Raw genomic sequence first — 14,923 nt, 5'->3', positions numbered from 1 at the left:
TTGTTTTCCAAGTTCAACTCCCCATTGATCGTAACTAAAAATGTTCCAAATAACACCTTGTACAAATATTTTATGCTCGTATAACGCAATTAATGCACCCAAACTTTCTGGAGTTAACTTGTCTATTAAAATGGTATTTGTAGGTTTGTTCCCTTCAAATATTTTATATGGAAGTAATTTTTCTATCTTTATAGCTTCCATTCCTTTGGCAGTTAATTCGGCAATAACTTCTTCTTTTGTTTTTCCGTTTAATAACGCTTCTGTTTGCGCAAAAAAGTCTGCCATTAATTTTTCATGGTGATCTTCGTTTCCATTTAATGACTGTACATATCCAATGAAATCGGCAGGAATTAATTTTGTTCCTTGGTGTATGAGTTGAAAAAACGCATGTTGCGAGTTTGTTCCAGGTTCTCCCCAAATTAAGGTTCCTGTTTGGTAATTGACACGATTTCCTTTTCTGTCAACACTTTTACCATTACTTTCCATAATTCCTTGTTGCAGATATGCCGAAAAACGGTGTAAGTATTGTGTGTACGGAATAATGGCTTCACTTTCTGCATCATAAAAGTTGTTATACCAAACACTTAATAATGCCAATACTACAGGAATATTTTGATCAAACGAAGCTGTTTTAAAGTGCGTATCCATATCGTGCGCACCAACTAAGAGTTTGTCAAAGTTGTCATAACCTGTTGCCAAACTGATTGATAAACCAACAGCACTCCAAAGTGAAAAACGTCCACCAACCCAATTCCACATTGGGAATACATTTTCTGCAGCAATACCAAATTCACTAATTTTTTCCAAGTTCGTAGAAACTGCTACAAAGTGTTTTGCTACCGCTTCCTCAGATGCATGCGTTAAAAACCACTCGCGAATGGTCATTGCATTTGTCAAGGTTTCTTGTGTTGTAAATGTTTTTGAAACAATGACAAATAATGTCGTTTCTGGATTTAACTTTTTAATCACTTCTTGTACATGATCGCCATCTACATTGGAAACAAAATGTACATTTAAGTGGTTTTTGTAATGTTGTAACGCTTCTGTTACCATTGCCGGACCTAAATCCGAACCACCAATTCCAATATTTACAACATCTGTAAATGCTTTTCCTGTATGTCCTTTTTGAGTTCCAGAAATGATCGCTTCCGAGAATTCTTTTATTTTTTGTTTGACTTCATATACTTCTGGAATGACGTTTTTTCCATCTACATAAACGGTGCTGTTTTCCGTTTCGCGCAAAGCAGTATGTAATACAGCTCTCCCTTCAGTTTCATTGATAATATCGCCGTCAAAGTATTTTTCAATATTTTCTTTGAGATGTACTTCAGAAGCCAATTCTAATAATAAATTCATCGTTTCCTGCGAGATATTATTTTTAGAATAGTCTACATAAAAGTCTTTCCACTGAATGGTAAAACGATCGGCTCTTTCTGAATCGGTTGAAAAATAATCTTTTAGCGCAAACGATTTCGTTGCATAGAAATGCTCCTGAAGTTTATTCCAAACTTCAGTTTCTGTAGGGTTTATGTTTGTTAACATGTGTTTGTTAGTTTATTGCAGTTATTGGTGCTTCTTCTTGCGGAAGCTTTATTTCAACACCATCAACTTGAATTTTTAATGGTTTGATGTGTTTTAAATAAGATTCTTTTAATGTTGAGTCAATCGGATCAGCATCTGGCAATTTTTGTTTGAAAGGATCTACTTGACGTCCATTTTTCCAGAAACGGTAACATACGTGCGGACCAGACGTGTTTCCTGTCATTCCTACCCAACCAATTACGTCACCTTGTTTTACAAATTCGCCCACTTTTACTTTCCGTTTTTTCATGTGCAAGTATTGGGTAGAATAGGTACTGTTGTGTTTTACTTTTACGTAATTTCCGTTTCCGCCTCTACGGGCAGATTCAACCACAACTCCATTGGCTGTTGTTATAATTGGTGTTCCGCGTGGTGCAGCAAAATCGGTTCCTTTGTGCGCTCTAATTCGGTTTCCGTATAGTTTGATGCGTCTTCGCAAGTTGTAACGTGATGAAATGCGTACATTTTTGAATACTACTGGCGCTTTTAAGAACGCACGGCGTAAGTTTTTAGCATTTTCATCATAGTAGTCTACAATTTGCTTTATACTATCGGTTTCAAACTCGAAGGCATAAAACGGTTCGCCATTGTGTTTGAAGTATGCTGCTTTTATTTTGTCAATTCCCACGAAAGTGGTATCGTTTATATACTTTTCAGTAAAAATAAGCTTGTATTGATCGCCTTTTTGCAAACGGAAAAAATCGATTGTCCACGCGTAAATATCTGACATATCGCCGACTAGTTTTTGGCTTAATCCTGCGTCATCAATAGCGCTAGACAGTGAACTTGTAATAACACCAGACGCTTCTCTTTCTACAATTTTCACAGGTTTGCTTTCCGTGTAGGCATTGATAGAATCTTTGAATTTTATGACAACATAGTCTACACTATTTTTTTGATAGATGAAACATTCTGGACGTTGGAGCGAATCACCTTTTGTACAAAGCAGTGTATATGGCTTTCCTGCAACTAATTTACGAATGTCAAACGTATCTTTCGTTTTTTCGGCAATTTGATAGATTTTGGAGTAATTGATATTGTTTTTTTGTAGAATTTCGCCAAAGCTATCGCCATTTCGCACCGTATCTTTGACAACTACGTAGTCGTTTAGGTGAAAACCAAATTCCATCGGATCTGGAGTTGGCACTTCTATTTGCACGATTTCTTTTTCTTTTTTCACATTGTCTTTACATGCGTTAAGCCCTATAAATACTAATGCAATCAATATAACTTTCGATATTCTCATTTTTTCCTTTCTGTGTTAAAGATATGGTCTACCCATTCTTTTCCCCATTCGCTTTTTTCATTTACGCTCCAAATTTCGGGAAAAAAGATCACTTTTTGAAAGCTTGGAGGCAAGTATTCTCTCCAATTTGTTCCTCCGGTAGCTTCAATGGTCTTTTTTTCGCGTCTTAAATAGCGATATGCCGAACCCATGTGCATGAGTGGCCAATTGACATTTGCATTGAGATCTAACTGTTTGAGCGCTTCAATAAGATTTTTGTTTTCTTTTACTTTTGTAGGCAATGCTAAATAACGCTGATATATGGTACTATGTTGCACATCGGCAGCAATTCGCATAAAACGTGGCGTATATCTGTATTCAAATTGCTTGAGTGTTAAGGTTTTTTCGCCTGTTTTGCTGTCGGTTGCTCCTTTTTTCCAGTAAATGTTTTCGTAAAGATCGTCCAAACTGTCTTTCGCAGAAAATTGATCACGTACGGTATGATGCACTAAGTTTTCTAAAGGTGTGGAATATAGTTCGATCATTCGGTATTGCGCCGATTGAAATCCGCTAGCCGGCAATAAAGACATTCGGTAGTTAAGAAATTGCTCTCTTTCCATACCGTTAATCATAATTTCAAAAGAGGAAATTAAGGCTTTGAAGTAATTGTTAATTCGGTGAATGCGTTCGGTAAAGAATTTCGCCGTTTGATCTTTGTCATCAATGATTTGCTTTTGCTCATGTATGATGAGTTTAAAGTATAATTCAGTAATTTGATGGTACATGATAAAGATTTCTTCATCAGGAAAAAAAGTACGCGGTATTTGTAAGCTTAGTAAAGTATCTAAATGAATGTATTCCCAATAGGTAAGGTATCTTTGGTGTAGTAATCCGTCGAGATACGAACCTAAGTCTTGTCCAGAATTTGTGTATTTTTTGTCTAATTTTTCAATTCGTGCTGCAATTTCTGGAGAAATTTTCATCTTCTTATTTTTAGTTTAAGAATTTATCAGATGCAATTTACCAATAATCTAGTATTTGTTGGTGGTTGCGAACAAATTTGTGTGTTTTACACTAGTCTACCAATATTTTGAATGGATGTTTGAGTCCTTTAAAAGCATCTAAATCTGCTTTTAATGAACCTACCATTAATTTTGCTTTGATACGAATTGGTACTCTGTTTTCATCATCAGAAACCCATAATGTTAGACTTTCACTTTCTTTAAATACACGTCCTGCTTGCACATACGGTCTGAATTTTAAACAAGGAACTTTACCAAATTTCGTTTTCATCGTTTCTCTTCCTAAGAATTTTAGCTTGAATTTGAAATTTTCTTTATCAAAAAACATGTTTAGTACAACTTCCTCACCTTCTTTTATCTTAGTTACATCGTAGTTGTTACGTAAGTAGTAGAACGCAGAAACCATGTCTTGTACATTTTTTTCAATGTCATACTCACTTTTGGTATTGTGCTTTTTATTATTTACGAGTGCTTTCTTTTTTTTGTAATCGAAATCAATTTCCACATTTTTTGTGTGTCCACCTTCATCAATGTTTCGGATAAATTTGTATGGCTTACCTGTTTTTTTGTCAAAATAACTTTCATAGTTGTCATTTACTTTAAAAAAGATACTAGCAAAACCTGTTGTTTTTCCGTTTCCTACCACATGATAGACATTTTTACCATCTAGGCTACCGTCTTTGACTTCGAGCGTAGCGTAACTGGCATTTATAATTCCATAGTGAATTCTAAACTTAAACCATTCGCCTGTTTCAAATGCGTCTTGTTTTTTTTGAGCCTGTCCTACAAAGCAAGAGAGTAGGAATATTATAGAGAGTATGTGTTTCATGTTTAGTATAAAGGTTTGTAAAAATAATAAAATACTTTGTTACTTTTTGTTAATTTATGTTAGCATTACAATTACTATTCCAAAAAACGATTTATTTTTTTACAACAGTAATCCAAAACTATCTTTTTTTTACTGTTTTCCCCTTTTTATGTCTTGATTTTATTTTTTCGATTTTGCTGGAAAGTGTATTGATTACAATTAACACATATTGCTAGTTGCAGCATGGTAATGGATTTCTGATTTATACAAATTTTCCTATAAAATGCAACTGTAAATTATAATAATATATACAGATTGAATGTGTAATAAAAACTATCAATACAGTTTAAAGATCTTTTTTTATGGGTTCATTTACTAGTAGAAAAAGTGTAAAAAAAAGAAGCCCGATCTTTCGACCGAGCTCTCTTTTTTATTAACCAACCAAAACTTTAAATTATGAAAATCTTAAAGTGCAAAAGGAAACCACTCGCTTTTGCACTGCAAATATAGAACGAGTTATTTATTATGCAAGCATAGTATTTTGCTTTAACACAATTTTTATATTCACTACTGTACTTTATCGATGTTTCTTATTGAATGTTCAGTAAAACATGTTTTTTGTTGTGAAATACTCAATATATTTTTAGTTTCTGATAAAATGAGTGCATAAAAAAAGCCCGATCCTACGATCGAGCTTCTCTTTATTTATTAACCAACCAAAACTTTATATTATGAAAATTTCTTTTCTTAAAGTTGCAAAAGGAAACCACTCGCTTTTGCACTGCAAATATAGAACGAGAAATGTGTTATGCAAGCATAGTATTTAACTTTAACACAATTTTTATATTCACAACTGTATTTTGTCGATGAATTTTATTGAATACTCAATGAATTTTTACTTTTTTTGAGAAATATGCAACATTTTGACACTTTCCAGTTTTGGTTTTTATGGCTATTTTAATGTTTTATAGCCTTCTAAATTGGTAATTCCCCAGTTTTTCAGCTCTTCTTCGCTCCAAAGTGCTGGAAAGAAGATTCTTTTTTGATATTTTGGATGCATGTATTTTTGCCAATCGCTTCCACCTGTAGCTTCTGCATTTCCTTTATCAGAATTTATATATTTCGCCGCAGCGTGATAATGATGCATTACCCAACTAATATTTACGGTGTAATCGTAATGACGCATCGCATTGATTAAATCTGTATTGTTTTGATAATCTCTTGGCAATTGCTTAAACTTTGTCCAAAGATTGATGGTATTGTATTCTTTCATCCACGCGATGAGTTCTTTTTTGTATTTCTCATCAAAGTTCTCCATCAATTTGCTGCGTTTTCCCGTTTTATGATCGTTTCCTGCAACTTGCCAATACATGTTATTATACGCATGTAAATAGGGCGTTTCGCGATCAATGGTGGCTCTAAATCTATAATCAATCAAGTTGATAAGCTCTGTAGAAGCAATTTCTATTTTTCGGTATTGTGCCGATTGAAAACCACTTGCAGGTGTTAAGGTATCACGGAATTTCATGTACTGTTCCACTTCCATTCCATCGCCCATAATGTCGAAAGAGTTGGACAGCAAATCAAAATAACGACTGATTCGCATGAGATGCATGATAAATTTTTCTGGCAAAATGTTTTCCGTAAGTGCTATTTGTTGCATTTCCCACAGAATCATCTTAAAGATCAATTCGTTTACTTGATGATAGATTAAAAAAACCATTTCATCAGGCAATTGTGTCCGTTGGGTTTGCAAGCCTAAAAGTGCATCTACTTGTACAAAATCCCAATATTTCATAGGTTCTGCATGCAATAATCCTGAAAGGTGTACATCAGGATTTTGCCCCATATCTAAATATTTTTTATCTATGGCGGCGAGTAATTCTTCTCTGGTCATGTTGTTGTTTTTTGGAGAGAAAGTGTATGTTTTGTAATTTAAGTTGTCATTTCGAGCATTATCGAAATTAAAATATATTTTAATTGAAGCTACCTAGCGAAGCTATCGAGAACTTAAAAGAACCTTTACGCTTTATAAGCATTTCGACTGCGCTCAATGTGACAATAGTTTATCATATTCGCCAGATTGCTTCCTTTCATTCGCAATGACATTTGTATTTTTATCAAACAATTTATAAAGTTCCGCGTGCTGCTTGTTCTCTTTCAATTGCTTCAAATAAGGCTTTAAAGTTTCCGACACCGAATGATTGTGCGCCTTTACGCTGAATGACTTCAAAGAACATTGTTGGTCTGTCTACAATGGTTTTTGTAAAGATTTGCAACAGATATCCTTCTTCATCTCTATCAATTAAGATTCCATGTTTTCTAAGCTCATCTACATCTTCGTCAATGTCTCCAACACGTTCTAATAAATCGTCATAATAGGTTTCTGGAACATATAAAAACTCTACGCCGCGCTCGCGCATTTGCGAAACCGTTTCAATGATATTATCAGTAGCAACGGCAATATGTTGCACACCTGGACCATTGTAAAAGTCTAAATATTCTTCTATTTGTGATTTCTTTTTTCCTTCTGCTGGTTCGTTGATTGGAAATTTGATTCTACCATTTCCATTACTCATTACTTTACTCATTAACGCAGTAAAATCTGTAGAGATATCATCATCCGTAAAGGAAATAATTTGCGCAAATCCCATTACTTTCGCATAGAATTCGCACCATTCTTTCATTTCTCCCCAACCTACATTTCCGACCATGTGATCGATGAATTTTAACCCAACTGACTTTGGATTATAGTGCGATTCCCATTTTGTATATCCTGGCAAGAATAATCCGTTGTAGTTTTTACGTTCAACAAAAATATGAACCGTTTCTCCGTAGGTATAAATTCCTGAGCGTACTACATATCCGTTTTCATCTTCTTCTTTCGTTGGCTCCATATACGGTTTAGCGCCTCTTTTGGTCGTTTCTTCAAATGCTTTTGTGGCATCTTCTACCCAAAGTGCAACGACTTTTACACCATCGCCATGTAAATCGATATGCTCGTTAATTTCGCCACCTTTTCCTAGTGGAGTTGTTAACACCAATCGGATTTTATCTTGTTTTAATACGTACGAAACTCTGTCTTTTACGCCAGTTTCTAATCCTGCGTACGCTTCTGATTGAAAACCGAATGCTGTTTTGTAAAAGTGTGCGGATTGTTTTGCGTTCCCAACATATAATTCTACATAATCTGTTCCGAGTAACGGAAGAAAGTCTTCTGCGTCATCAAATAATTTTTTGAGTCCGTATTCTGTATTTTGTAAATCTTTTAAGTTTTTTATTTCTGCTGCCATCTTGTTTGTTTTTGTATGCGTTTGCAAATTCGTTTTTGTATGTTTTTGTGTAAATAATTACGTATTTACCACATGGCGCGAATGTGCGTTGCAATGTTGGTTGTGTGTTGTGTCATCAGTGTTTGCTGTTTTCTAACCAAGATTTGTAATAGTCTTCATCGGCAATTTTCATCGCTTCTTCCGTTACTTGTAATGGTTTGAATGTATCTACCATTACCGCCAATTCTTCGGTTTCTGTTTTTCCAATACTACGTTCTACCGCTCCTGGGTGTGGACCGTGTGGAATTCCCGCTGGATGCAACGAAATATGTCCTGCATCAATATCGTTTCTACTCATAAAATCACCATCAACATAGTACAATACCTCATCACTGTCAATGTTACTGTGATTGTATGGCGCTGGAATGCTTTTCGGGTGATAATCGTAGAGTCTTGGTACAAACGAACAAATTACAAAAGCATCTGTTTCAAAAGTTTGATGTACTGGTGGCGGTTGGTGAATGCGTCCTGTTATTGGTTCAAAATCGTGAATAGAAAACGCATACGGATAGTTGTAACCATCATACCCAATAACATCAAAAGGATGTGTTGCATAGACCATTTCAAAAATGTCACCTTGCTTTTTTACTTTGATGAGAAAGTCTCCTTTTTCATCATTGGTTTCCAATTCATAAGGTCTTCTAAGATCGCGTTCACAGAATGGCGAATGTTCTAAGAGTTGTCCAAACCAGTTTCTATAGCGTTTTGGCGTATATATTGGTCGGTACGATTCTACAATGAACAAACGATTGTCGTCAGTGTCAAAATCGAGTTTGTATATGATTCCGCGTGGGACTAATAGATAATCTCCATATTTGAAATCAAGATTTCCGAGCATTGTGCGGAGTTTTCCTGTTCCTTTATGGATGAATATTAATTCGTCTGCGTCTGTATTTTTATAGAAATAATTGCGTGTAGATTCTTGCGGAGCCGCTAAAATAATGTTGCAATCGCTATTGGTCAACACTACTTTTCTACTTTCTAAATAGTCTGCTTCTGGTGGCACTTGAAATCCGCGGAAGCGATACGATTGCATATTATTCGCTTTGGCAATTTTAGGTTGTACGCTGTATTGCTTGCGAATTTCTTTTACTTGTGTGGGTCTGTGTTCGTGGTAACTATTTGTGGACATTCCGTCAAAACCAATCGTTCCAAAAAGCTGTTCATAGTATAAATCGCCGTTTGGCTTTCTAAAAATGGTGTGTCGTTTTGGTGGAATATTTCCTAGTTTATGATAAAAAGGCATATTTTATTTTTTTGTAATCGTAAAAATGATGTGATAAGATATAGAAAAATATGAAGAATTGGGTTCACATTTAACAAAAAAACAACGCTGTCTTATTCAGGATTTCGCTTGATAAGATAGTGTAAATGCGCTAGTAAGTCGTTCCAAAAAGGTTTCACTTGTATCAATTTAGCAGATGATTTTTGTTCATCTTTACACAAATATCGGAATTATTTATAGATTTTTTATGATTGAAGTCATGTTTGCGGTTTATTTTTGATAATTAAATGCTATATATTACAACTGATTAAGAGAAAATGAAAAACAGTAACATACTTATCGTCGTTTTTGTGCTTTTGTTTTATGTGCAAAGTTATGCACAGCAAGATACATTGTTGTATAAAGCGCATTTTGATTATTACAGCCCGCACGTAAAAAGCACCATTTTAACCAAAGATTTTCAGTTTTTAAAGGATGGATATTATACCTTTAAAGGAAGTCCAAAAGATTTTAGCTATGTGTTAGAAGCTATTATTACTAAAAAAGACCGTGATAGGTTACAAGTTGCAGATACGTTGTATTTTTCGGGAGAAATTAATGATTCTATTAAGGTTAAGCAATGGAACTTGCATAGAAAAAGTGATTTAGTTAAGCAAGATACTCTAGCAATTTTGCCACTTGAGCACATGAACTTTAGAGACGGAAAAATTAACACTTCATTATTACCAATTGATGGAAAATACCGAATGTATTCAGATAAAAAAATGATCTATTTTTATTTTCGAAATAAGCTGATTGACAATGGTATGGAGTTATTGGAAAGAAGTTTTCATCGTACTTACAGAAAAAATGATAGTATTACTTATAAGCGAGATATTGAGGTGTACTGTGAAAATCGTGAAAGCCTTATAAAAGAAGGTTCTATATACCAACGAAGTAATTTTTTGGATGCAGGAATAAATACAACTGTTTCACTGATTGGTTTTGATGAGAAGAAAAAGAAATTCTATGGATACTATGCCAAATTGATTGAAGTATTCCATGAAGATAAATTGACTGCCATTACCATTTCTTATAAAGACGAAGGCGGTAAAAAACACTTTGAAAAACTACTCAATATACCAACACTATTTCGTGTTATGGCTGGAAATATGGCGCATATAGGATTGAAATGTAAGGAATGATGTTTTAAAACCAAAAACCAAAACTAAAATATAGTTGATCTTCTTCTACTTCTGGTGACCATGAATATTTGATTTGTAGTGGCCCAAAAAATGTTTCTAAGCCGTAGCCAAAAGCATATCCGTTAAAATCTGGAATGGAAAACCATTCGCCTGTGTCAAATATATTTTCGCCTGCATTGGCGTAGTTTGCCGTGAAATTTAGGTGATGTTTGGGTAAGAAGTTATAATCTACCGTAAGCGTACCTTTTACAAAACTATCTCCTGCAAAACTCAGAAAATCATAGCCTAAAAAGCCAATGTAATTGTTGATAAAATTGTTTCCAAATCCACCTAAAACATAATCTAAGGAATTGGTACCAGGTTCTCCAAGTTTAAAACCACCTTCCGACGAAATGTTTAAAGATACATTATCAAATAATGGTGTTGCGTAGCCAATTTTTGCTCTCGCAAACGAAAAAGGTTCAAAGTTTTTGTTAAAATTAGACGAATAGAGATACCAGTGAAAGTCTCCTGAAAAGAACAACCCATCCGAAGGAAAATATTTGTTATTATAGGTATCTAATTTTAAGAATCCGAACGCACTTACAAAATCGCTACGTTCAAAGATCGTTTCTGAGTCATCATCTTCGCTAATCGTTTCCGAAGCAATTTTTAAGCGTTTATGTTCGCCACCAACACCAAATATAAATTCCTCTCGTACAACTGTTTGAATGTATAATTGATTTGTAAAATCGAGCACTTCAATATCAATTCTGTTGATATTCGGATTGGAAGTATCATTAGAAAATAAGTCAAGGTTAACGCCACGTTCAAAGGTATTGAATCGTGATTTTACACCAACACTCCAGTAATATCCTTTGTCAATGTAGTACTCAAAATTGTACCGAATGTTGTCGCCAATGATAAAGTCGAAAGAAGCCACATCATTTTTAAAGAATAGTTTTTTCTTTGTTACATTGATCAATCCTGCTGTTTTGTACACATCGTCATAATGTGCTGCCAAACGCAAAAATGTATTGCTTGGTTTTTCGCGCAGGTTTAGAATGATATCGTCTTTTCCTTCACTACTTTTTATTCTTTTGTATCGAATTCCTGTAAAGTTTCCGGTCGCAGCCAGATTTCCAATTCCTTCTGTAAATTTTTTGAACGGTATTTTAGTGGGCGTTTTAAAACGGAGTTTTCCTCGTACGTACGAACGTGGATAGTTTTCGTTCCCACGTAAGTGTATATAATTAATTACTATAGAATCTTTTGCTTTTACAGGTAATATGTTCCGTTTTTGCTGTTGCTGTGCCGCAATTTCTTGCAATGCTTTGAATTGTTCTTTTCCTGCAACTTCTCCTCTTTTGATGAGTTCGCGTCCTTGATCGAAATCAATTACCGAAAAGCCATCAATATTTGGTCGGATGTAAATATCCGTTTGCTTGCTTTTTATTTTCATGTCATTGATGGTGCGGAAATTATTGATTTGTGTCAATATTCCTGTCGCAGATTGCAATTTTTCGCGGTCTGCCAAATCATCTTGCACATCTATACCAATGATGATGTCTACATTTTTCGCTTTTATTTCTTCAATGGGATAGTTGTTTGTAACGCCGCCATCGATGAGCAATCGTTCGTCCATTAGAATGGGTTCAAATAGTGACGGAAAGGCACCACTTGCGGTAATTGCATCGGGTAAATATCCTTTTTCTAGTATGATTTGCTCGCCTTTTTCTATGTCGGAAGCAATACAGAGAAACGGAATGGGTAATTTGCTAAAATCGTCTACATTTTCTACATGCAACAGCAAGCCAACTAGTTTGTTGTATACATTTTGTCCTTTGGAAATGGACGATGGAAACGTCACTTTAAAGTTGTTAAACGGAAGTGTAATTGCATATCGTTCCGCATCTTCTTTTTCGTAGAATGTTTTTGCAGAACGCGGTAATTCGTCTTGAATTAAGAGATTTAAGTCTGTTTTTTTGAAGATGGAATCGATTTGTTTTCCTGTATAACCTGAAGCGTACAACGAACCAATGATTGCGCCCATACTGGTTCCGCCAACATAATCGACACGAATTCCTAAGCTGTCAATTACTTTTAATGCGCCAATGTGCGCCAAGCCTTTTGCGCCACCACCACTTAATACTAAACCTACTTTTAGGTCGCGCTTTTTTTCTGGGTTTTGTGCAAAAATTGAAATGGTACTAAAGATTGCTATGCAGATGAATATCCATCGCTTCATGGTTGCCTTTTATTTTTTATGAAAGTTATCGTATATTTTTTTTGCTCTACTATTACCTACAACTGCCGAAATTTCTTCGAGTGATGCTGCCGAAATTCGCTTGACCGATTTGAATTTTTTCAGCAATTCTATCACCGTTTTTTCGCCAACTCCTGCAATGGTTTCTAACTCTGAGTTTAACGCTGCATTGCTTCTTTTGTTGCGATGGAACGTAATTCCGAATCGGTGCGCTTCGTTTCGCAAGTGTTGTATGATTTTGAGCGATTCACTTTTTTTGTCTAAATATAATGGAATGGAATCACCTGGATAGTATATTTCTTCTAAACGTTTTGCAATTCCGATGATTGCTATTTTTCCGCGCAAACCTAACGCGTCTAAACTTTTTAATGAAGAGGAAAGTTGTCCTTTTCCTCCATCAATGACAATTAATTGTGGCAATGGTTGTTGTTCTTCTAGCAAACGTTTGTATCGGCGATATACGACTTCTTCCATGGAAGCAAAATCGTCTGGACCAATTACGGTTTTTATGTTGAAATGTCGGTATTCTTTTTTGCTTGGCTTTCCATTTTTGAATACTACGCAAGCCGCCACAGGATTAGTTCCTTGAATGTTGGAGTTGTCAAAACACTCAATTTGTCGCGGTTCTACCGAAAGGCGCAAATCCTTTTTCATTTGTGACATGATTCGGTTTACGTGCTTGTCCGGATCTGTGAGTTTTATTTGTTTGAAACGTTCCATTCTGTGATATTTCGCGTTTCGCAGCGATAAGTCTAGAATGTGTTTTTTGTCTCCTAATTTCGGAATGGTGATTTTGAATTTTTCGCCAACTTCCACTTCAAAAGGTACATAGAGTTCTTTGGAATTGGTTTGAAAACGTTGGTGAATTTCTGTGATTGCCAATTCTAATAATTCTTTGTCTGTTTCTTCTAGTTTTTTCTTGATTTCCATCGTGTGGGAACGTACTATGGAACCTAACGAGAGTTGCAAGAAGTTGATGTAACCGAAACTTTCATCAGAGATAATAGAGAATACATCTACATTGTTGATTTTTGGATTGACAATGGTAGATTTTGCTTGATAGTTTTCTAAGATTTCTACTTTTTCCTTGACTTTTTGCGCTTCTTCAAATTCCATGGCTTCCGCATGCGCTTTCATTTGCATTTTGAATTCCTGCAAGGAATCTTTAAAATTTCCTTTTAGTATTTTGCGAATGGCTGTAATTTGTTCGTCGTAACTTTTTACCGTTTGATAACTTTCGCACGGACCTAAACAGTTGCCCAAATGGTATTCGAGACAGACTTTGTATTTGCCTGCGTTTATTTTTTCGTGTGATAAATCGTAATTACACGTTCGCAACGGATAGAGTCCTTTGATGAGATCTAATAGTGTTCGAACCGTTTTTACGCTTGTGTACGGACCAAAATATTCCGAACCATCTTTGATGACTCTGCGCGTTTGAAATACTCTTGGAAAGCGTTCTTTTTTGATGCAAATCCACGGATACGATTTGTCGTCTTTTAATAATACATTGTATCGCGGTTGGTATTTTTTGATGAGATTGTTTTCGAGTAACAATGCATCTGTTTCTGTTTCAACAACAATATGTTTTATAGATGCAATTTTTTTTACGAGCACTCTTGTTTTGCCATACTCATGATTTTTGTTGAAGTATGAAGAAACTCGTTTTTTTAAGTTTTTCGCCTTTCCTACATACAACAACTTTCCATCAGTATCATAGTATTGATATACACCAGGATTCGTTGGAATTGTTTTGAGTTGTAGTTTTAGGGCGTCAGTCATTTGGTGTTGGCAGAAATGAGGTGTTTGATTATTCGTTGATTTGTTAATCTGTTTTTTTGGAGCTGTTCATCAACAAAGTTACTCGCAATTATTCCAAAAACAAAAGGGTATGTAATTTACAATTTTTATTTTTGTGTTAAAATTTGATTCATGTCAAAATCTGCCTTACGGAAGAAATATAAAGCGTTGCGAAATAACCTGACTCACCAAGAGTTAGACGATTTTAGTATTGCCATTGCAAATAGGTTGTTACAACTTCCTATTTGGGAAAAACGCTATTATCATTTGTTTCTGACTATTGCTGAACAGAAAGAGATTGATACCGAGTTTATTTTGAATATTCTCGCAGGAAAAGATAAAGATATTATCCTATCAAAGAGTAATTTTGAAAATAGTTCGTTGACACATTTTCTGCTCACGGATACTACTAAAATTAAAAAGAATGTATATAACATTCCTGAACCTGTGGATGGAATTGAAGTGCCTTCAAACAAAATTGATGTGGTTTTTGTGCCTTTG

11 protein-coding genes are annotated in these 14,923 nt (G+C 35.0%); 2 read left to right on the top strand and 9 right to left on the bottom strand.

The features are described 5' to 3' along the window. The 7 genes from pgi to AB8B65_RS08530 form a co-directional block, all read right to left on the bottom strand. Positions 1–1,542 (bottom strand): glucose-6-phosphate isomerase (pgi, locus tag AB8B65_RS08560; protein ID WP_405300507.1); only part of this gene is annotated, 1,542 nt, incomplete at its 3' end. 7 nt (positions 1,543–1,549) lie between these two features. Then, positions 1,550–2,827: a peptidoglycan DD-metalloendopeptidase family protein gene (locus AB8B65_RS08555; protein ID WP_405300506.1), complete on the bottom strand. Its 1,278-nt coding sequence runs from the start codon at positions 2,825–2,827 to the stop codon at positions 1,550–1,552. Further along, a complete protein-coding gene (locus tag AB8B65_RS08550; protein WP_405300505.1) occupies positions 2,824–3,789 on the bottom strand; it encodes a tryptophan 2,3-dioxygenase family protein in 966 nt (321 codons plus the stop codon). The genes AB8B65_RS08555 and AB8B65_RS08550 overlap by 4 nt, the downstream gene beginning before the upstream one ends. A 91-nt stretch (positions 3,790–3,880) precedes the next feature. Then, a complete protein-coding gene (locus AB8B65_RS08545) occupies positions 3,881–4,657 on the bottom strand; it encodes a DUF3108 domain-containing protein (protein ID WP_405300504.1) in 777 nt (258 codons plus the stop codon). Between the two features lie 931 nt (positions 4,658–5,588). Then, the gene (locus AB8B65_RS08540) at positions 5,589–6,533 is read right to left on the bottom strand and encodes a tryptophan 2,3-dioxygenase family protein (protein WP_405300503.1); all 945 of its coding nucleotides are present in this window, start codon (positions 6,531–6,533) and stop codon (positions 5,589–5,591) included. 232 nt (positions 6,534–6,765) lie between these two features. Then, the gene (gene hppD, locus AB8B65_RS08535) at positions 6,766–7,929 is read right to left on the bottom strand and encodes a 4-hydroxyphenylpyruvate dioxygenase (RefSeq protein WP_405300502.1); all 1,164 of its coding nucleotides are present in this window, start codon (positions 7,927–7,929) and stop codon (positions 6,766–6,768) included. A gap of 115 nt (positions 7,930–8,044) precedes the next feature. Continuing rightward, positions 8,045–9,214, bottom strand: a complete 1,170-nt coding sequence (locus AB8B65_RS08530; RefSeq protein ID WP_405300501.1) for a homogentisate 1,2-dioxygenase — start codon at positions 9,212–9,214, stop codon at positions 8,045–8,047. 296 nt (positions 9,215–9,510) lie between these two features. On the opposite strand from AB8B65_RS08530, the gene AB8B65_RS08525 reads away from it, so the two are divergent. Next, the gene (locus AB8B65_RS08525) at positions 9,511–10,377 is read left to right on the top strand and encodes a hypothetical protein (protein WP_405300500.1); all 867 of its coding nucleotides are present in this window, start codon (positions 9,511–9,513) and stop codon (positions 10,375–10,377) included. Positions 10,378–10,381: 4 nt separating this feature from the next. Here the strand turns inward: AB8B65_RS08525 and AB8B65_RS08520 are convergent, their stop codons facing one another. Beyond that, complete coding sequence (locus tag AB8B65_RS08520; protein ID WP_405300499.1) at positions 10,382–12,604, bottom strand: patatin-like phospholipase family protein; 2,223 nt, start codon at positions 12,602–12,604, stop codon at positions 10,382–10,384. 9 nt (positions 12,605–12,613) lie between these two features. Next, positions 12,614–14,404: an excinuclease ABC subunit UvrC gene (gene uvrC / locus AB8B65_RS08515; RefSeq protein ID WP_405300496.1), complete on the bottom strand. Its 1,791-nt coding sequence runs from the start codon at positions 14,402–14,404 to the stop codon at positions 12,614–12,616. Between the two features lie 150 nt (positions 14,405–14,554). Between uvrC and AB8B65_RS08510 the strand changes: the two genes are divergently transcribed. After that, positions 14,555–14,923: 5-formyltetrahydrofolate cyclo-ligase (locus AB8B65_RS08510; protein ID WP_405300495.1), on the top strand; the 369-nt coding region annotated here is incomplete at its 3' end.

It is taken from the genome of Kordia sp., assembly GCF_045105435.1.
Lineage (GTDB): Bacteria > Bacteroidota > Bacteroidia > Flavobacteriales > Flavobacteriaceae > Kordia.
The sequence above is the reverse complement of the archived record's forward strand: the minus strand, read 5'-3'. Positions and strand labels throughout refer to the sequence as shown.